18 protein-coding genes are annotated in these 17,806 nt (G+C 64.3%); 3 read left to right on the top strand and 15 right to left on the bottom strand.

What is annotated here, in order from left to right; all coding sequences use genetic code 11:
- Positions 1-25: 25 nt before the first annotated feature.
- The 5 genes from AC2FMN_RS16585 to AC2FMN_RS16565 form a co-directional block, all read right to left on the bottom strand.
- Positions 26-1,624 carry an ABC transporter ATP-binding protein gene (locus AC2FMN_RS16585; protein WP_496689543.1) on the bottom strand — a complete coding sequence of 533 codons (1,599 nt, stop codon included), beginning with the start codon at positions 1,622-1,624 and terminating at the stop codon, positions 26-28.
- On the bottom strand, positions 1,621-2,436 hold the full coding sequence (locus tag AC2FMN_RS16580) for an ABC transporter permease (RefSeq protein ID WP_496680027.1): 816 nt from the start codon (positions 2,434-2,436) through the stop codon (positions 1,621-1,623). The genes AC2FMN_RS16585 and AC2FMN_RS16580 overlap by 4 nt, the downstream gene beginning before the upstream one ends.
- Positions 2,433-3,380: an ABC transporter permease gene (locus AC2FMN_RS16575; protein WP_496689559.1), complete on the bottom strand. Its 948-nt coding sequence runs from the start codon at positions 3,378-3,380 to the stop codon at positions 2,433-2,435. Before AC2FMN_RS16575 ends, AC2FMN_RS16580 begins: the two co-directional genes overlap by 4 nt.
- A 40-nt stretch (positions 3,381-3,420) precedes the next feature.
- Positions 3,421-4,503 (bottom strand): ligand-gated ion channel, encoded by a 1,083-nt coding sequence (locus AC2FMN_RS16570; RefSeq protein WP_496689541.1) that lies wholly within the window; start codon positions 4,501-4,503, stop codon positions 3,421-3,423.
- 61 nt (positions 4,504-4,564) lie between these two features.
- Positions 4,565-6,052 carry an ABC transporter substrate-binding protein gene (locus AC2FMN_RS16565; RefSeq protein ID WP_496689539.1) on the bottom strand — a complete coding sequence of 496 codons (1,488 nt, stop codon included), beginning with the start codon at positions 6,050-6,052 and terminating at the stop codon, positions 4,565-4,567.
- Positions 6,053-6,224: 172 nt separating this feature from the next.
- Here AC2FMN_RS16565 and panB point away from each other — a divergent pair, with 172 nt between their 5' ends.
- The 3 genes from panB to glpK all read left to right on the top strand — a co-directional run bounded on the left by panB (position 6,225) and on the right by glpK (position 9,462).
- A complete protein-coding gene (gene panB, locus AC2FMN_RS16560; protein ID WP_496689537.1) occupies positions 6,225-7,064 on the top strand; it encodes a 3-methyl-2-oxobutanoate hydroxymethyltransferase in 840 nt (279 codons plus the stop codon).
- On the top strand, positions 7,061-7,912 hold the full coding sequence (panC, locus tag AC2FMN_RS16555) for a pantoate--beta-alanine ligase (protein WP_496689536.1): 852 nt from the start codon (positions 7,061-7,063) through the stop codon (positions 7,910-7,912). The genes panB and panC overlap by 4 nt, the downstream gene beginning before the upstream one ends.
- A gap of 71 nt (positions 7,913-7,983) precedes the next feature.
- Positions 7,984-9,462, top strand: coding sequence for a glycerol kinase GlpK (gene glpK / locus AC2FMN_RS16550; protein WP_496689534.1), 1,479 nt, complete (start codon positions 7,984-7,986; stop codon positions 9,460-9,462).
- Between the two features lie 28 nt (positions 9,463-9,490).
- Here the strand turns inward: glpK and smpB are convergent, their stop codons facing one another.
- The 10 genes from smpB to AC2FMN_RS16500 all read right to left on the bottom strand — a co-directional run bounded on the left by smpB (position 9,491) and on the right by AC2FMN_RS16500 (position 17,681).
- A complete protein-coding gene (gene smpB / locus AC2FMN_RS16545) occupies positions 9,491-9,973 on the bottom strand; it encodes an SsrA-binding protein SmpB (protein WP_496689532.1) in 483 nt (160 codons plus the stop codon).
- Between the two features lie 47 nt (positions 9,974-10,020).
- A complete protein-coding gene (gene idi / locus AC2FMN_RS16540) occupies positions 10,021-10,563 on the bottom strand; it encodes an isopentenyl-diphosphate Delta-isomerase (protein ID WP_093964071.1) in 543 nt (180 codons plus the stop codon).
- A gap of 187 nt (positions 10,564-10,750) precedes the next feature.
- Complete coding sequence (locus tag AC2FMN_RS16535) at positions 10,751-11,164, bottom strand: c-type cytochrome (RefSeq protein ID WP_496689530.1); 414 nt, start codon at positions 11,162-11,164, stop codon at positions 10,751-10,753.
- A 111-nt stretch (positions 11,165-11,275) separates the two neighbouring features.
- Positions 11,276-12,289 carry a P1 family peptidase gene (locus tag AC2FMN_RS16530; protein WP_496689528.1) on the bottom strand — a complete coding sequence of 338 codons (1,014 nt, stop codon included), beginning with the start codon at positions 12,287-12,289 and terminating at the stop codon, positions 11,276-11,278.
- 81 nt (positions 12,290-12,370) lie between these two features.
- A complete protein-coding gene (locus tag AC2FMN_RS16525; RefSeq protein WP_496689527.1) occupies positions 12,371-13,117 on the bottom strand; it encodes an SDR family oxidoreductase in 747 nt (248 codons plus the stop codon).
- A gap of 60 nt (positions 13,118-13,177) precedes the next feature.
- The gene (arfB, locus tag AC2FMN_RS16520; protein ID WP_496689525.1) at positions 13,178-13,597 is read right to left on the bottom strand and encodes an alternative ribosome rescue aminoacyl-tRNA hydrolase ArfB; all 420 of its coding nucleotides are present in this window, start codon (positions 13,595-13,597) and stop codon (positions 13,178-13,180) included.
- 263 nt (positions 13,598-13,860) lie between these two features.
- Complete coding sequence (locus AC2FMN_RS16515; protein ID WP_496689523.1) at positions 13,861-14,505, bottom strand: queuosine precursor transporter; 645 nt, start codon at positions 14,503-14,505, stop codon at positions 13,861-13,863.
- A 91-nt stretch (positions 14,506-14,596) separates the two neighbouring features.
- The gene (locus AC2FMN_RS16510) at positions 14,597-15,481 is read right to left on the bottom strand and encodes an esterase-like activity of phytase family protein (RefSeq protein WP_496689521.1); all 885 of its coding nucleotides are present in this window, start codon (positions 15,479-15,481) and stop codon (positions 14,597-14,599) included.
- On the bottom strand, positions 15,454-16,317 hold the full coding sequence (gene mepA / locus AC2FMN_RS16505; RefSeq protein ID WP_496689519.1) for a penicillin-insensitive murein endopeptidase: 864 nt from the start codon (positions 16,315-16,317) through the stop codon (positions 15,454-15,456). The genes AC2FMN_RS16510 and mepA overlap by 28 nt, the downstream gene beginning before the upstream one ends.
- Positions 16,314-17,681, bottom strand: a complete 1,368-nt coding sequence (locus tag AC2FMN_RS16500) for an MFS transporter (RefSeq protein ID WP_496689517.1) — start codon at positions 17,679-17,681, stop codon at positions 16,314-16,316. The genes mepA and AC2FMN_RS16500 overlap by 4 nt, the downstream gene beginning before the upstream one ends.
- Between the last annotated feature and the right edge of the window lie 125 nt (positions 17,682-17,806).

The raw sequence follows: 17,806 nt of genomic DNA, 5'->3' as shown, positions 1-17,806 counted from the left end.
CAAAACAGGCTCTAACAAAGAGGTTTCATGCTGCGCCTTGCCCGAAATCGGGCAATTTCGGCACGGCTTGGATCAGGGTTTGCGTATAGGGGTGCTGCGGGTCCGAGAACACGCGCTCGGTCTCACCTTGCTCGACGATCCGACCCGACTGCATCACCATCACCCGGTCGGTAATGGTGCGCACCACGCTCAGGTCATGGCTGATGAACAGGTAGGTCAGGTCATAGGTCGCACACAGCTCGGCCAGCAGGTCGAGGATCCGTGCCCGGACCGAGACATCCAGCGCCGAGACGGCCTCGTCGAACAAGATCAGCTCGGGCCGGATAATCAGCGCGCGGGCGATGGCGATGCGCTGGCGCTGCCCGCCCGAGAATTCGTGGATGTATTTCCACGCATCGTCGGGCGACAGGCCCACGGCGGTCAGCATCTCGGCGATGCGATCCTGCCGTTCCGACCCGGTGGGCGGGGTTTCCAGCAGGTGAAAAGGTTCGGTGATCAGGCGGGCAACCCGGTGCCGGGGGTTGAAGCTGCCGAACGGGTCCTGGAACACCACCTGCATCTTGCGGCGCACGGCCAGGTTGGGTTTGTGCCCGGTGAACACCGGCTGGCCGTCCAGCAGAATTTGCCCGCCCTGCACCTCCTCGAGCCCTAAAATGGCCCGTGTTAGAGTCGATTTTCCGCAACCGGACCCGCCCACAAGCCCAAGGCGTTCGCCCCTATTCAGCGTGAAACTCACATTGTCCACGGCGCGATGATGGCCGGGCTTTTCGAACAGCCGCGCACGCGGCAGGCGATAGTCGCGCACCACCTCCGAGACCGAAAGCAGAGGCGCCGGGGCCGCCGGGGCGGGCAGTTCGACTTGGTGGTTCGAGGCCTCGAACAGCATCCGCGTGTAGGGATGCTGCATGTTGGTCAGCAGCTGACCCGTAGGCCCGGCCTCGACCACTTCGCCGTTGCGCATCACCACGATCCGGTCGGCCATGTCCGCCACCACCGCCAGATCATGGGTGATCATCAACAGGCCCATGCCGTATTCCGTGACCAGACCCTTGAGCAGATCGAGGATCTGCGCCTGCGTGGTCACGTCCAGCGCCGTCGTCGGCTCGTCCGCGATCAGCAGCCGGGGGCGCAGCGCGATGGCCATGGCGATCACCACCCGCTGCCGCTGCCCGCCCGACAACTCGTGCGGGTAGCGGTCCAGCGGGAACCTCTCGGGCGGCAGGCCGACGCGGGTCAAAACCTCGCGGGCACGGGCCTCGGCCTGATCGGGCGGCATCGCCTTGTGGATCAGGATGGTCTCCATCACCTGCGCCCCGATGGTCTGGACCGGGTTGAGCGCCGTCATCGGCTCCTGGAACACCATGCCGATCGCCGCCCCGCGCAGGGCGCACATCTCGGCCTCGGGCAGGCCCAGCAGGTCCTGCCCGTCCAGTCGCAGCGCCCCCGATGTCCGCGCCCCGTTGGGCAAAAGCTGCATCACCGCCAGCGCCGTCATAGACTTGCCCGAGCCGCTCTCGCCGGTGACGGCCACTATCTGTCCGGGATCGACGGACAGGCTTACGTCCTTGAGGATGCCAACGGCGTGGATCGACAGCGACAGGTTATGGATTTCCAGCAAGCTCATGCGCGCGCCACCCGGATGCGGGGGTCGAGCCAGTCGCGCAGCCCGTCACCCATCAGGTTCAGCCCCAGCACCGTGACGATGATCGCCAGCCCCGGAATCAGAGCCAGATGCGGGGCAAAACTGACCATTGTCTGCGCGTCGGCCAGCATCCGGCCCCAGCTGGGCGTGGGAGGCTGCGCGCCCAGACCGACATAGGACAGACCCGCCTCGGCCAGAATACCCAGAGAGAACTGGATGGTGCCCTGCACGATCAACAGGTTGGCGACGTTGGGCAGGATGTGCTCGGCCGAGATCCGCGCCGCGCCCTTGCCCGCGACACGGGCCGCCAGGATAAACTCGCGCTCCCACAGGGACAGGGCCGCGCCGCGGGTGATGCGGGCAAAGACGGGGATGTTGAAGATGCCGATCGCGATGATCGCGTTGATCGCGCCCGCGCCGAAGACGGCGGTGATCAGGATGGCGATGACCAGCGAGGGAAAGGCAAAGACCAGATCGTTGCCGCGCATGATCAGCTCGTCCAGCCAAGACCCCTTGCGCGCCGCCGCCGTCAGGCCCAGCGGCACGCCCAGCGCCATGCCGATGCCCACCGCCACCAGCGCCACCGCGATAGAGGTGCGCGCGCCCACCATGATCATCGAGAACAGATCGCGCCCGAAATGATCGGTGCCGAACCAGTGCTGCGCGTTGGGTTGTTGCAGCTTGTCAGGAATGTTCAGTGCGGCGTGGTCATAGGGCGTCCAGACAAAGGACACGAGCGCTGCGAGAACCACCAGAGACGACAGGCATGCGCCGAGGATCAGGTTGCGGCTCATGGGCGGCTCCTCAGCCGGGGATCGACGGCGGCATAGGCCAGATCGACCAGGAAATTGACGGTGATGACCGCGAAGACAAGCAGCATGACCACCGACTCGACCACGATCAGGTCGCGCGACGAGATCGCCTGAAACACCAGCCGCCCGAGACCGGGCAGGTAGAAGACCTGTTCGATGATGATCGCCCCGGCCAGCAGGAAGGAAAACTGCAGCCCGATGATCGTCAGCACCGGGATCAGCGCGTTGCGCACCCCGTGCCGCCACAGCGCCTGACGGCGGCTGAGGCCCTTGGCGCGGGCAGTGCGCATGAAATCCTCACCTAGTATGTCCAGCAGGGCCGAGCGCATCACCCGCGCCAGGATCGCCGCCTGCGGCAGTGCCAGCGCGATGGCCGGCAGGGTCAGCGAATGCAGGCCGGTCCAGATGCCGTTTTCCCACCCGGCAAAGCCGCCCGCGTTAAACAGGCGCAGATTGATCGCAAAGATCAGCACCAGCATCATCGCGAACCAGAAATTCGGCACCGCGATGCCCAGCTGGGTGGCGCCCATCACCGCGATGTCCCCGGGCCGGCCGCGCCGCGAGGCCGCATAGATGCCCGCCGGAAAGGCGATGGCCGTCGACAGCGTGAGCGCATAGAGCGCCAGCGGCAGAGACACCCACATCCGGTCCGCGATCATGGTCGAAACCGGTGTGCGGTAGGTGTAGGAGGTGCCGAAATCGCCGGTCAGCATCCCGCCGACCCAAGTGAAATAGCGCTCGATCTTGGGCACATCCAGGCCAAGCTCGGCGCGCAAGGCCGCCAGCGTGTCGGGCTGCGCGTTCACCCCCAGCATGAAGGATGCCGGATCGCCGGGTGCCACCTCGATCACCGCGAAGATAACCACCGAGGCGACCGCAAGGCTGAGAACCAGCGAAATCAGGCGTTTGAGCGCATAGCGAAGCATCAGTGCCACGTTAGGCGCGGTTTTGCCCTGGGTCCAGCGCCTAAGATGCTAGCAGATAGGCATAAACCGCCCAGCCCACGATCGCGGCATAGCCCAGCGGATAGATCCACTTGATAACGTAATTGTCGAGTTTGCGGGCGAGGTCGTCGCGCCCCGAAATTTTGATCTTTCGCAGCACCACGTTGAAGACAATGATCGCGCCCGTGACCAAAAACATCCACTGCAGGATGAAGTCGACGAAGGTGAGATACCCCAGTTTGGGCAGGTCGGCCGAGATCGCCCAGTTGAAGGCGATGAAAACCAGCAGGTTGGCCCCGGACATCTCGATCCGCTTGCGGTATTCATCCAGAAAGAACAAAGCCCAGCTGACGGTGATCAGAACCAGCATCGGCAGGAAGACCCGGATGATGTAATAGGTCAGGTGCCGCTTGCCCTCGAAGACCAGATCCACCTGGTCGCTGATCCGCCCCGATACGCCGATGACGTGGTTTTTCTCCATCCTGTCGTTGTCCAGGATCCACTCTTCTTCTCCCAACTGATCCCCCAGCCCCGAAAATTCGCGTAGCGGCACGAAGGACACGAATTCAGACGGCAGGATCGATTCCACCTTGAAGTGGAACTCCTGGGTGTCGAACGGGTATTTCAGAAAGTTGAAATGGGGTGCCTGCAACGTCAGGGACGATTTCTCGACATAGATGACCCGGCCGTCGCTATGGACCGCGGCCACGGATTCGTGGATCCAGCGGTTGGACTGCTGGTTCTGGACGACGAAGACGGGAATGACGGTTCCGATGGAGGTCGCGTAATCGGCAAGCTTCTTGGGATCGACCACCAGAACCTCTCGCCCTCTTTCTTCCGGATCGAAGGCCAGTGCCGGATCTTTCCATTCGCCACGAATGACCACCACGGCGCCATAGTTTTCGGCCTTCTGATCGACGCCGGTGATCTGGTCGATCTTGATTCCGATGCCCACCTGCAAGGGTTCGTCGGGGATTTCCACCTTTGTCGCAAAGCCTTCGGACAACAGATCCTGAGCGCTGGCCGGACCGGGCGAATGGAACAACCCGGCGAGCAGCAGGGCGAAGTTGAAGATCAAAAGACGCGAAAGGCGCAGAAAATACATGCGGACCAGCACTTTGGGGTGAATGCGGAGGCCCGGGCACCCGAGCCTCCTGCCTTTGCGGTCACTCGGACCAGGAAATCGCGGCAAGGTCGGTCGCCGCCGTCGGCGCGTTGACCCACAGACCCTTGACGCCGGCCTTGGCCACGCTCAGCGCCGCCAGCTGGAACAGGTAACCGTTCACGTAATCCTCGGCGATGATGCGCTGCGCCTGTTGCAGCAACTCGGTCCGCTTGGCCTCGTCGGTCGTGGCGTTGAGCGTTTCCATCAGCTTCTGGAACTCGGGATTGTCATACTGGAAATAGTAGTCCGGCCGGGCATAGATGCCGATATCCATCGGCTCGGTATGGCTGACGATGGTCAGGCCGTAATCCTTGCCCTTGAACGCGCTTTCCAGCCACTGCGCCCATTCGACGTTGATGATCTCGGCCTTGATGCCGACTTCGGCCAGCTGCGCGGCGATGATCTCGCCCCCGCGCCGAGCATAGGAAGGCGGCGGCAGGTGCAGGGTGGTCTCGAACCCGTCCGGGAACCCTGCCTCGGCCAGCAGGGCCTTGGACTGTTCTGGGTCATAAGCCGAGTTGCCGGTCAGGTCGACATAGGCCGGGTGGTGCGGCGCGAAATGGGTGCCGATCGGGGTGCCGTAGCCGAACATCGCGCCGTCGATGATGGCCTGCCGGTCGATGGCATGGGCCAGTGCCTTGCGCACGCGGACATCGTCGAACGGCGGCCGCTTGTTGTTGGTGGACAGGATCGTTTCGCCCTCGGTCGAGCCGACCAGCACCTGGAACCGCGGATCGGCCTCGAATTGCGGCAGGTTTTCGGGGGCCGGGAAGCCGGTGAACACGTCCACGTCCTCGGCCATCACGGCGGCAAAGGCGGCGGTCGGGTCCGAGATGAACTTGAAGGTCGCCTTTTCCAGCGCCGGCTGCTCGCCCCAGTAATCGGGGTTGCGCTGCAAGACGACGCGATCGCCCTGCACCCATTCGGCAAAGGTGTAGGGGCCGGTGCCGATCGGGTTGGTCTTGATGTTCTCGATGCTTTCCGGCGCCACGATCACCGCGTCGCCCCAGGCCAGGTTGAACAGGAAATTGCCGTTCGGTTCCGTCAGGGTGATCTTGACGGTCAGAGGGTCCACGGCCTCGACGGACTCGATCCCGGCGAACAGGGCCTTCTGCGCATTGGCGCTGTCCTCGGCGGTGGCGCGGTCGAGGCTGAACTTCACGTCCTCGGCATCCATCGTGGTGCCGTCGTGGAAGGTCACGCCGTCATGCAGCTTGAAGGTGTAGGTCTTGCCATCCTCGGAGATGTCCCAGCTTTCGGCCAGCGACGGCACGATCGAGCCATCCCCCATGAAGCGGGTCAGACCCTGGAACACGTTCGCATAGACCACCGAGTCGATGGCCTGCGCGGCGGCGCTGGTCGGGTCCAGATGCGGCGGCTCCAGCTGCATGGCGATGGTGATGTCCGACTGCGCCCAGCCCTGGGTCGCAAACAGGCTGGCGCCCACCGCCAAGGCGGACGCAAAGGCGCGATACCTTGATTTCGTCATGAAAATTCCCTCCCCTAAGCTTACGTCGCAGCCCGGTATTTCGCGGCCGCCTGCAATCACTGTTCCCCCAAACCTCAGGTCAATCAAGGAATTGTTGGCGCAACCGGTCTTTGAAAACGGAGACGCTCTCTGCTATGCCGCGCTGCAACATGACTTGTCCACAGGACCCAAGATGAGCGCGACAGCCCGCAAGAAAGCCCCGAACGCCGAGGATATCCGAGCAAGAAAGGGCGGCGAGCCACTGGTCAGCCTGACCGCTTACACGACACCGATGGCACGGCTGATGGATGCCCATTGCGATTTCGTCCTGGTGGGCGACAGCGTCGGCATGGTGCTGCATGGGCTGACCTCGACCCTTGGCGTGACGATGGAGATGATGATCCTGCACGGCCAGGCCGTCGCCCGCGGGCTGGAGAAGGCGATGATGGTCATCGACATGCCTTTTGCCAGCTACGAGGAAGGTCCCGCGCAGGCCTTCCGCAACGCGGCCCGGTTGATGGCCGAAACCGGGGCGGGCGCGGTCAAGCTGGAAGGCGGGGTCGAGATGGCCGAAACGATCCGCTTTCTGGTCAAGCGCGGCATCCCGGTGATGGCGCATATCGGGCTGACGCCGCAATCGATCAACACGCTGGGCGGCTACAAGGTGCAGGGCCGCGACGAACAGGCCGAGGCGGTGCTGGCCGACGCCCGCGCCGTGGCCGAGGCCGGGGCGTTTTCCGTCGTGCTCGAGAAGGTTCCGCAGGGACTTGCCGACCGGATCACCGCCGAGGTGCCCATTCCCACCATTGGCATCGGCGCCTCGGCGGGCTGTGACGGTCAGATCCTGGTGGTCGATGACATGCTGGGCTTCTTCACCGCATTCAAGCCGAAATTCGTCAAACGCTATGCTGATCTGGGCCCGCTGGCCGAGGCCGCCATCGCCGAATACGCCGCCGAGGTGCGTGCCCGCACCTTCCCGGCTGCCGAGCATGTGTTTGCCGATCAGGCTTCTGCCAAGGGGGGCAAGGCATGACCGCGCCCATCCTGCGCACCCTGCCGGACCTGCGCGCCATGACCCAGGCCTGGCGCCGGGCAGGCCAGACCATCGGCGTGGTGCCCACCATGGGCGCGCTGCATCAGGGGCACCTGTCGCTGGCACAGGCGGCGCGGGCCGATTGCGACCGGGTGATCGTGACGATCTTCGTCAACCCCAAACAGTTCAACAATCCCGAGGATCTGGCCAAGTACCCCCGCACCGAGCAGGACGACGCGGCCAAGCTGGCGCCGCTGGGGGTCGACGCGATCTATGTCCCCGACCCGGACCAGATCTATCCCGACGGATTCGCCACCACTGTGTCCGTCGCCGGCCTCACCGACGTGATGGAGGGCGAATTCCGCCCCGGACATTTCGACGGCGTGGCGACCGTCGTGGCGAAACTGTTCCTGCAGACGCAGGCGGACCGAGCCTATTTCGGCGAAAAGGACTATCAGCAGTTGATGGTCGTGCGCCGCATGGCCCGCGATCTGGACATCCCGATCGAAGTGATCGGTTGCCCCACCGTGCGCGAGCCCTCGGGGCTGGCGATGTCCTCACGCAACCTGCGTCTGTCGGACCAGGGGCTGGTGACCGGGGCGCGGATGCATGCGGTGATGCAGGACATGGCCGGGCAACTGGCGCAGGGCGCCGCGTTCGCGGATCTGGTGGGGCCGGCCCGCGACGCGCTGCTGGCGGCAGGCTTTTCCGAAGTGGAGTATATCGACCTGCGCTGCGCCGAAACGCTTACGCCGCTAACCGCCGCCACCCGCCCCGCGCGCCTGTTCGCCACCGCTTGGCTGGAGGGCGTGCGCCTAATCGACAATATCGACGTGCCGGTGGCCTGAAACTGGGGTCTGGAACGGCCCTGACCAATCGCCTAATGTCCCCTGAAAATGACGACAGGGGGAGCACGGGCATGACCTATATTCTGGCAATCGATCAGGGCACCACGTCCTCGCGCGCGATCCTGTTCGACGCGCAGATGCAGCGCGTGGGCACCGCACAGCAGGAATTCACCCAGTATTTCCCGCAGGAAGGCTGGGTCGAGCACGACCCCGAGGAAATCTGGGACAGCGTCCTGAACGTCTGCCGGCAGGTGATGGACGAGGTCGGTGCCTCGGCCGACCAAATCGCCGGGATCGGCATCACCAACCAGCGCGAAACCACCGTGGTCTGGGACAAGACGACCGGCAAGGCCATCCACAACGCCATCGTCTGGCAGGACCGCCGCACCGCCGAGATCTGCCGGCGGTTCCGCGACGCGGGCTGCGAGGATGACGTGACCGCCCAAACCGGCCTGCTGCTCGACCCGTATTTCTCGGGCACCAAGGTCAAGTGGATACTGGACACCGTACCCGGCGCGCGCGACCGGGCCGAGGCGGGCGAGCTGCTGTTCGGCACCATCGACAGTTTCCTGATCTGGCGCCTGACCGAGGGCCGCGTCCACGCCACCGACGCCACCAACGCCGCGCGCACCCTGTTGTTCGACATCCACAAGGGCAACTGGAGCGCCGAGATCTGCGATCTGCCGGACGTGCCGCTGTCGATGCTGCCCGAGGTGCGCGACTGCGCGGCCGATTTCGGCCAGACCAGCCTGTTCGGCGGGGCGATCCCGATTCTGGGCGTGGCCGGTGACCAGCAGGCCGCCACGATCGGGCAGGCCTGTTTCCAGCCGGGCATGATGAAATCCACTTATGGCACGGGCTGTTTTGCGCTGCTGAACACCGGCACGCAGACGGTGGAGTCGAAAAACCGCCTGCTGACCACCATCGCCTATCAGCTGGACGGTCAGCGGACCTATGCGCTGGAAGGCTCGATCTTCATCGCGGGCGCGGCGGTGCAGTGGCTGCGCGACGCGCTGCAGATCATCGACTCGGCCCCGCAAAGCGGCGAACTGGCCGCGCAGTCCGACCCCAACCAGCATGTCGTGCTGGTGCCCGCCTTCACCGGGCTGGGTGCGCCCTATTGGAAGCCCGACTGCCGCGGCGCCATGTTCGGTCTGACCCGCAACTCGGGTCGGGCCGAGATCGCACGGGCCACGCTGGAAAGCATCGCCTTCCAGACCCGCGACCTGTGGCACGCGATGCAGGGCGATTGGGGCGCCGACGCGGACGTGATCCTGCGGGTCGATGGCGGGATGAGCGCGTCCGACTGGGCGATGCAGGGTCTGTCGGACATCCTGGGCGCGCCGGTCGACCGGCCGGTGATGCAGGAAACCACGGCGCTGGGCGCGGCCTGGTTGGCGGGGATGAAGGCCGGGGTCTATCCCGATCAGGCCGGATTTGCCGACACCTGGGCGCTGGACCAACGGTTCGAACCGATCCTGCCCGAGGCTGACCGCGAAGCGGCCTATGCGCGCTGGAAACGGGCGGTGCAGGCCACCATGGCGTTCTGATCCACTCTGACCCGCGGCGCAGCCCGGGTCAGCCGTGATCCTTCAGCAGACGCTGTTTCTGGCGCGACCAGTCGCGCTTGGCCTGAGTTTCGCGCTTGTCGTGGATCTTCTTGCCCTTGGCGATGCCGATCTTCAGTTTGGCCCGGCCCTTGTGGTTGAAATACAGAACCAGCGGCACCAGCGTCATGCCCTTGCGCTGGGTGGCGGCCCACAGGTTCGACAGTTCCTTGCGGGAGACCAGCAACTTGCGCCGGCGGCGCTCGTCGTGCTTGAACGCCTTGGCCTGCTCGTAGGGCGCGATGTAGCTGTTGATCAACCACAGTTCGCCATCCTCGACAGCGGCATAGCTGTCGGCGATGTTCGCCCCGCCCGCGCGCAGAGACTTGACCTCGGACCCTTCCAGCACGATGCCGCACTCGATATCCTCTTCGATCGCGTAATCGAAGCGGGCCCGCCGGTTTTCGGCGATCACCTTGTAATTGGGGTCTGTCTTCTGCTTTTGCTTGGCCATGACGCCGTGATGTATGCGGCTTCGTCAGCCCTTGCAAGATGGGCGCGTCAGGATTTGGCCGAGATGATCAGGTCGGGGCCAAAGATCGTGTCAGCGTGGTTGTGCAGGTAGATCTTCAGCCACGGGGTGAACCGTTCTGGATGACGGCGCACTTCGGCCAGCAGATCGTGATAGTCGATCCAGCGGATCTCCATCACCTCGTCGGGATTGGGCTCGATCTTCAGCGGCCCGCGCACATGCGCCAAGAACACGTCCACGACCTCGTTCTCGACCATCCCGTTGCCGACATCCGCATGATATTCCAGCCGGTGCCGGTATTCAGGATACAGCCCGGTGATGCCCAACTCCTCACGCAGACGGCGCACGGCGCAGTCCGAGGAGTTTTCGTCCCAGTCAGGATGGGTGCAACAGGTATTCGCCCACAGGCCGGGCGTGTGATATTTGCCCAGCGCGCGACGCTGCATCAGAATCTCGGTGCCCCGCACGACGAAGACCGAGACCGCCTTGTGCTTGAGCCCCTTTTCGTGGGCTTCCAGCTTGTCCACGGGTGTCAGCTCGCCATGAACCCAAGCCGGGATCATGATTCCCATCTGTCCTCTCCTGATGTGACTGCGTCGCTCTGGCGGCATCGGCGACTGGGCGCGATGCGCTGGCGGGTCGGGCGCAGCGTTGTTGGTCTGCGACGAATCTGGCGATGATCGACGTTTCAATCAAGCGCACGAAAGGCCGCAGGGCTGCGGCCTTTTGTACTTGTTCCGGTTTTTTGGCAAGTGCGGCTTATTCGGCCGAAACGCTTTGCAGATAGGCAAAGACGTCTTCGCCACCCTTTTTCAACTTGAAGGTCATCTTCGACTTGGCCGAGGTTTCACCCAGGTAGTCTTTCAGGAACGCCTTGGGGTCCTGAACATAGCCGACGAAGCTTTCCTCGTCCCAGACCAGGCCTTTTTCACCGGCCGCAACCAGGCTGGCGCCGTATTTGAAGCCTTCCTCGGTGCCGGCGGTACGGCCCGCGATACCATACAGGTTCGGCCCGGTCTTGCCGCCCTTGACGATCGTCTCGCCCTCGGGTGTTGCGATCATGTGGCAGGACTTGCACTTGTTGAAGGTCTTGGCGCCGGCTTCGGCGTCGCCTTCGGCCAGGGCCGGCACGGCCAGCAGGCCGACGATGGCAGTCGCGATGATACGTTTCATTGGCGTTGCTCCGATATGAATTGGCTGCCCTTTAACCAGTATCAAACCCGCGCGAAGTCAATGCGCAATTTGACGCGCGGCGGTGACCTGACGCATTCGAAAGGGCTATTTTCAAGGCGTGTTTTGCAGGTCCGACCAGCACGGCAGAAGGTCGCCCGGCGCCGGTTTCGCATGGTAGACCGCGCGCGCTATGGCGCGGGTCAGGCACAGGGCAGCGGCGTGGCCCAGCAATGCCAGATCAACATCGGCTGAAGGGGTCCGCCCCGTGCTGACGCCGAACACCAAGTCACCGTCGCCCGGCGTGTGGGCGGGCAGGATGGCGCGGGCGATCCCGTCATGGGCGGCCACAGCCATGCGCTGGCACTGCGGTTTGGTCAGGGCCGCATCAGTGGCGACGATGGCGATGGTCGTGTTGGCCTTGTCGGGCGGGGGATGGCCCATTGCCCGGGCCTTGCGGCTGGGCGCGGGAACCCCCAGACCGGTGGCCCTGTCCGGCCCCAATCCGCCGAACTCGGCCCCGATCTCGAACGGGGCGGCCCAAAAATACCGGTCGCTCGGGGTAGTGACGCTGCCCAACGGGTTGGCCGCAACCAGCGCACCCACGGTCACGCCGCCCGGCAAAATCGCCGAGGCCGAGCCCAGCCCGCCCTTGCACATGGCCGTCAGCGCGCCGGTTCCGGCCCCGGCGCTGCCCAGATCGAACGTCTCCGCCGCGGCGTCAAATGCGGCCCGGCCCAAGGCGCGGTACGGGTTTTCACCCCACGCCTTGTCGCCACCGTTCAGAAGGTCGAACAGAATCGCACCGGGTACGATCGGCACCACGGCCGACCCTACCTGAAACCCACGACCTTGGGCATGCAGCCCGTCCATCACGCCCGAACAGGCATCCAGCCCGAAGGCCGAGCCACCCGAAAGCACGATCGCATCCACGCGATCGACGGTTTTGTCGGCCGCCAGCAGATCGGTCTCGCGCGTGCCGGGGGCGCCCCCCATCACATGCACCGAGGCCCGCAAGGGCTGATCCCCGGTCAGGACCGTGACACCTGATTTCAGGACCGCGTCCTGAGCGTTGCCCACCAGCAGGCCGGGTATGTCGGTGATCAGGTTTCTGGGTCCGGGGGTCATTTGGGTTTGTCCTTTACTGCGGGAAAGCGCGCCGGTGCGCGCTGCCTCCGGCGGGGATATTTTGGGCCAGATGAAGGGGCATCAGATGCAGCGGCCGCCGTCCACCTCCAGCGCGGCGCCGGTGATCATGCTGGCCTCGTCCGAGCACAGGAAACAGGCGGCGTTGCCCATGTCCTGCGGGGTCGAGAACCGGCCCAACGGGATGGTCGACAAGAACCTGGCGCGGATTTCGGGCGTGTCCTCGCCCATGAAGGATTTCAAAAGCGGCGTTTCCCCCGCCACCGGGCAGATCGCGTTCACGCGCACACCTGACGGGGCCAGCTCGACCGCCATGGTCTTGGTCGCGGTGATCATCCAGCCCTTGGAGGCGTTGTACCAGTTCAGGTTCGGGCGCGGCGACAATCCGGCGGTCGAGGCGACGTTCAGGATCGCCCCCGACCCTCGCGATTTCATATGCGGCACCAGCGACCGCGCGGTCAGAAAGACCGACTTCATGTTCACGCGATAGACGCGGTCGAAATCTTCTTCGCTGACCTCCTCCAGCGGCGTCGGCAGGTGGGTCACACCGGCATTGTTCACAAGGATGTCCAGATGGCCGTAGAGTCCCAGCGCCGCATCCGCCATCGCCTGGACCGAGTCGCCGTCGGAGACATCCACCTGGCGGTGATCGGCCAGTGGACCCAGCGTTGCCGCCATGTTGCGCGCGGCATCCCCGTTGATGTCGGCGATCATCACCCGTGCGCCCTCGGTCAGGAACTTCTGTACGATCCCGGCCCCGAACCCGGATGCGCCGCCGGTCACGATTGCGGTTTTTCCCTCCAGCCTCATGGCCTTGCCTCCCTGCCGCCTGTCGCGGTCAGACTAGCAACGGCAGGGAAAGATGCCAGATCAATCTTCCGCCACCTTGCCGCGCAGCGCCTTGACCTCGGACCGGGCCTTCTTTGCCGCCAGCCGGCGCTTGACCGAGCCATAGTTGGGTTTCGTCGCGATCCGTCGCTTGGGTTTGACCAGCGCCTTGCCGATCAACTCGGCCAGACGGGCGCGGGCGATCTCGCGGTTGCGGGCCTGGCTGCGGGTCTCGTCGCATTGGATGATGATCGCGCCATCCTTGGTCCAGCGCCGCCCGGCCAGCCGTTTCAGCCGCGCCTTGACCGGGTCGGGCAGCGAGGGCGAGCGCGCGGCCTCGAACCTCAGCTCGACCGCAGTCGAGACCTTGTTCACGTTCTGCCCACCGGGACCCGAGGCGCGGATGAAGCTCTCGGTCATTTCCCAATCGTACAGGGTGATATCATCGGTGATGCGCAGCATGGGCGTGACCTTACAGGCGTCACCCGAAAACAGAAAGGGCCGCCCCGGCGGGACGGCCCTTCGAAAGTTCAGGAGGTCGGGTCGGTTAGATCAATCGACCAGCCGGAGCGCGCGCTCCGCCAAGGGCTGCCCTAGCAGGCGGTCCCCCCGGTTGTTCCGACACCTCTCTCCAATCTCTTTCTCGACACTGGATCACCTCCTTTTCTATCTGTTGCGTTTGAAAAGGATGGTGACACAACTTGTGCCATTCTCAAAGCGTTTTTTTACGCGGGCTGTGCGGTCAGGCGCGCGACGATCACCTTGAAGGGGATCAGCGCGACCAGGGCCAGCGACAGCTTCACCAGCCAGTCGGCAAAGGCCAGCGTCACCCACAGGGGCGCCTCGGGGCCCGACAGCATGAAGGGCACGGGCTCCCACGCCCAGTTGATGGCCGCATCCGCTTCGGCACCGAAGAAGGTCACCGAGGCCGAGAAGGCGATGGTGAAGAAGATCGCGGTATCCAGCGCCGATCCGACCAGTGTGGACACCAACGGCGCGCGCCACCAGCGGCCTTCGCGCATGGCGTTGAACACGGTGACGTCGGTCAGCTGCGCGATCAGGAACGCGGTTCCCGAAGCCACGGCGATGCGCAACGGCACGGCGGCGTAGGTAAACCCGTCGCCCTGCAGCATGATCTGGCTGCCGATCAGCGAGCAGATCACGCCGGTGACGAAGCCGACAAACACGACCTTGCGGGCCGGACCCGCGCCATAGACGCGGTTCATGATGTCGGTGACCAGAAAGGCCAGCGGATAGGTGAAGGCACCCCAGGTCAGCAGCCCGTCAAAGATCAGGAACTGGACCAGGATGTTCGAGGCCACGACGATGGCGGCCATGGCAAGAATGCCGGGGATAAAGCTGCGTTGCATGTTCTGATGCCCGTTTTGACAAGGTAGCGGCGACTTGGCCCCGGGGGTTTCCCAAGGCAAGCCGCGCTTCTAGACCCGGGATCGGCCCATGTCAATCCGGCAGCAGATATTCGACCAGTTCGGTGCGCTGCAGGGCCAGAAAATTGTCGTCCGAGATCATCGTGGCCCGCAACCGCCCCTGCCCGTCGCGCCAGACGGACAGCCCCTCGAGGTTGTCGTGGGTTCCGGTTTCCGTCTGAAACAGGGTTTCTTCGGCCGTGGGTGTATCACCGTCGACCTGCCACCGACGCAGCCGCGACCGGAACCCGATCAGAGCCACCGCGCGTTCCAGCACGTAGAACCGCCCGTCCGGGCCGAAATCGGCGGCCACCGGCAGAAAGCGGCCCCGTTGCGGCAGGACGAAGGGGGTGGACCAGGCGCGCCCGTTCCAGCGATAGACCGGGATGTCGCCATTTGCCGTTCGGCTTTTCTCGGGCAGCGTGTACAGGCGGCCCTGCGCGTCGATGGCCAGACCTTCGAACGAACCGTTCCGCTCCAGCTCGTCGAACTCGGCGGGTCGCGGCAGAACGCGGCCGCGGGCCTTTGGCGTTGCGTAGTGGGCCACGCGATGCACACCTTCGAACGAGATGTAGAAGCTATCGTCGGGCGCCAGCGCCAGCCCCTCGGAATCGCCGACACCGCCGCGCAGCGCCCGCCCGCGGCTGGACTTCAGCGGTTCATGATACACGATGCGCACCCCGGCGATCCGATCGCCATCCCGGTCGAGGCGGGCCGATACCAGCATGGCCCGGTCGCTCAGCACCCAGGCCTGCTGCCCATCCTCCGAGACATGGATGGCAGAGAAACCGCCGAACCAGTCATGGCTGGCGCGCCATGCAAAGCTGCCCAGATATTCGGCCGATTTGACTTCGACCGCCCAGGCGGAACCGGCCAGAAACAGGCTGGCGATCAGTTGGACTGCAAGACGGCGGCGCATTGCTGGGGCAGATCCGCCAGAACATATTCACGCCGTTTCTTCGGTGGTGGCGCGTTGGGGTCGGGCGGCGGCGGGTTCAAGATGTTGCGCACCCACTGTTCGGCCTCAGCGCAGCCGTCGCCCTTGGGAGGCGGATCCTGATTGACGCAACCGCGCGAACCGCGCGGGCAGTTCAGCCGAACGTGGAAGTGATAATGATGCCCCCACCAGGGTCGAATCTTGCGCAGATAGGCACGGTTGCCGGTCTCGTCCTTGCACATCTGCACCTTGGCACCCGGAAACACGAAAATGCGGGCCACGCGTTTGTCCTTGGCCGCTTCGCGCAGGATGGCGTGGTGCTGGTTCGTCCAGTTGCCATTCACATAGGCGCCGTTCGCGCGGCGCAAGGAGATTGACGAGATATTCTCGCGCGCCTTGCGCGACAGGCGCATGTTGTCACCGGGCAGCATCCAAATGTCGATGTCGAGGCCCAGCTGGTGGCTGCGGTGGCCCGAGGTCATCGGCCCGCCCCGCGGCTGGCTGATATCCCCGATATACAGCCCGTTCCATCCCGGTTGCTTTGCCGCAAAACGGCTGAGGTCCTGCACGAAGTCGATGGATTGCGGATGGCCCCAGTTGCGGTTGCGCGACAGACGCATCGCCTGCCAGGTGGGTCCGGTCTCGGGCAGTTGCACAGATCCGGCCGCGCATCCGCGCGAATAACTGCCGAAAGCGGCCGGTTTTTGTTGCGAACTGTACTTCTGAGCCCCGAACAACTGCTTGGCCAGCGGTTGGGCCCCAGCCGCTCCGGCCAGCGCAATTCCTGCCAAAAATACCAAAAAACGTAATGAAATCATCTGCTCTGATCCCCTTCCGGTTTGACCCAGCGCATTAGGAACAATCCCAGAATAAACAACCCGACGATCGGAGACACCCCCAACCGCGCACTGCCGGTCGCGGTTGTTGCAATTCCGATCATCAATGGCGCCGCAAAAGCGGTGGCGCGGCCCGACAGACCATAAAGACCAAAGCTCTCGACCGGGGCGGCCGGGTCGGTGTGGCGCACCATCAACGACCGGCTGGCCGATTGCAGAATGCCACCCATCCCGCCGATCAGGATGCCGCAGCCAAAGAACACAATGTCCGGCAGGCCCGACCCTTGGGGCAGGGCGATGCCGAAGATCTGCGACCGGTCCATCGACACGATGGTGGTGCAAACCAGGATCAAGACCCAGATCGCAGTCAGGATCACCGGCTTGGGGCCGAATTTCCGGTCCAGCTTGCCGCCGATCCAGGCGAAGACCGCCGAAGCCAGCACGCTGATGATGCCGAAGACGCCGATCTTGATCAGGTCCCACTCCAGCACCAGCCGCGCATAGACGCCGCCGAAACTGTACAGCCCGTTCAGCGCATCCCGGTAGAACATCGATGACCCCAGATAGCTGGCCAGGCTGACCCGGTACCGCAGAGCGGCCACGGATTTTCCCAGCAGGCGCAGCGCTTCGGATACGCTGCCCTTTTTGTCGGCTGCCGGATCGTCGCGAACCCACAGGAAATACGGGACCATGAACAGGATGAACCACCCAGCGGTGAACGGCCCCACAAAGCGCGTGCCCTCGCGCGCGCCGGCGTCCAGCCCGAACAGCGGCTCCATCCCGATCAGCGTCTTGCCGTTGGGCTGCTCGACGAACAGCGCCAGCATGATCGCCAGGGAAATCAGCCCGCCGAAATAGCCGAAGGCAAAGCCCGAGCCCGAGATCTCGCCCACCTCGTTGTCATCACCCAGATCGGGCAATTGCGAGTTGATGAAGATCAGCGCGTATTCCGCCCCCACGAAGCCCAGACCGAAGGCCGACAGCATCAGCCACATGTTCGACCCGTCCGGCAGCGTGAACCACAGCGCCGCAGACCCCACGGCATACATCACGGAAAAGGCAAAGATCCATGGGATGCGCCGCCCCGAGACATCGGCCATGGCCCCCAACAGCGGCGCGCCGAAAGCGATAATCAGCCCGGTGATCGTCAGGCAGTTGGCCCAGACCGTCTGCGCCTGCGCGGCGGCTGCTTCGGCATCCATCCCTGCGGTTGCATAGTATTCAGCCGCAACGCCGGCGAAATAAGGGCCAAAGACAAAGGTCACCAACAGGGTGTGATACGGCTGGCTGGCCCAGTCGAAAAACCACCAGCCCCAGATGCGCCTGCGCTTGGAAATCTCTGCCATCTCTGCCCCTTGCCTGCTTTTGATTTCATAAGACGGGCCTTCGGGCCATTTCGCAAGCGTTCTGTGACTGCGGGCTTGCCTATTGCCGCCCGGGCACTTAGGTCTCAGCCCGTACGGAAAACGAG

It is taken from the genome of Ruegeria sp. BHSC037, assembly GCF_059613045.1.
The sequence above is the reverse complement of the archived record's forward strand: the minus strand, read 5'-3'. Positions and strand labels throughout refer to the sequence as shown.

Coding starts and splice junctions, on each gene's coding strand:
- AC2FMN_RS16585 (WP_496689543.1), bottom strand. CDS start 1,624: ATGAGCTTGCTGGAAATCCATAACCTGTCGCTGTCGATCCACGCCGTT.
- AC2FMN_RS16580 (WP_496680027.1), bottom strand. CDS start 2,436: ATGAGCCGCAACCTGATCCTCGGCGCATGCCTGTCGTCTCTGGTGGTT.
- AC2FMN_RS16575 (WP_496689559.1), bottom strand. CDS start 3,380: ATGCTTCGCTATGCGCTCAAACGCCTGATTTCGCTGGTTCTCAGCCTT.
- AC2FMN_RS16570 (WP_496689541.1), bottom strand. CDS start 4,503: ATGTATTTTCTGCGCCTTTCGCGTCTTTTGATCTTCAACTTCGCCCTG.
- AC2FMN_RS16565 (WP_496689539.1), bottom strand. CDS start 6,052: ATGACGAAATCAAGGTATCGCGCCTTTGCGTCCGCCTTGGCGGTGGGC.
- panB (WP_496689537.1), top strand. CDS start 6,225: ATGAGCGCGACAGCCCGCAAGAAAGCCCCGAACGCCGAGGATATCCGA.
- panC (WP_496689536.1), top strand. CDS start 7,061: ATGACCGCGCCCATCCTGCGCACCCTGCCGGACCTGCGCGCCATGACC.
- glpK (WP_496689534.1), top strand. CDS start 7,984: ATGACCTATATTCTGGCAATCGATCAGGGCACCACGTCCTCGCGCGCG.
- smpB (WP_496689532.1), bottom strand. CDS start 9,973: ATGGCCAAGCAAAAGCAGAAGACAGACCCCAATTACAAGGTGATCGCC.
- idi (WP_093964071.1), bottom strand. CDS start 10,563: ATGGGAATCATGATCCCGGCTTGGGTTCATGGCGAGCTGACACCCGTG.
- AC2FMN_RS16535 (WP_496689530.1), bottom strand. CDS start 11,164: ATGAAACGTATCATCGCGACTGCCATCGTCGGCCTGCTGGCCGTGCCG.
- AC2FMN_RS16530 (WP_496689528.1), bottom strand. CDS start 12,289: ATGACCCCCGGACCCAGAAACCTGATCACCGACATACCCGGCCTGCTG.
- AC2FMN_RS16525 (WP_496689527.1), bottom strand. CDS start 13,117: ATGAGGCTGGAGGGAAAAACCGCAATCGTGACCGGCGGCGCATCCGGG.
- arfB (WP_496689525.1), bottom strand. CDS start 13,597: ATGCTGCGCATCACCGATGATATCACCCTGTACGATTGGGAAATGACC.
- AC2FMN_RS16515 (WP_496689523.1), bottom strand. CDS start 14,505: ATGCAACGCAGCTTTATCCCCGGCATTCTTGCCATGGCCGCCATCGTC.
- AC2FMN_RS16510 (WP_496689521.1), bottom strand. CDS start 15,481: ATGCGCCGCCGTCTTGCAGTCCAACTGATCGCCAGCCTGTTTCTGGCC.
- mepA (WP_496689519.1), bottom strand. CDS start 16,317: ATGATTTCATTACGTTTTTTGGTATTTTTGGCAGGAATTGCGCTGGCC.
- AC2FMN_RS16500 (WP_496689517.1), bottom strand. CDS start 17,681: ATGGCAGAGATTTCCAAGCGCAGGCGCATCTGGGGCTGGTGGTTTTTC.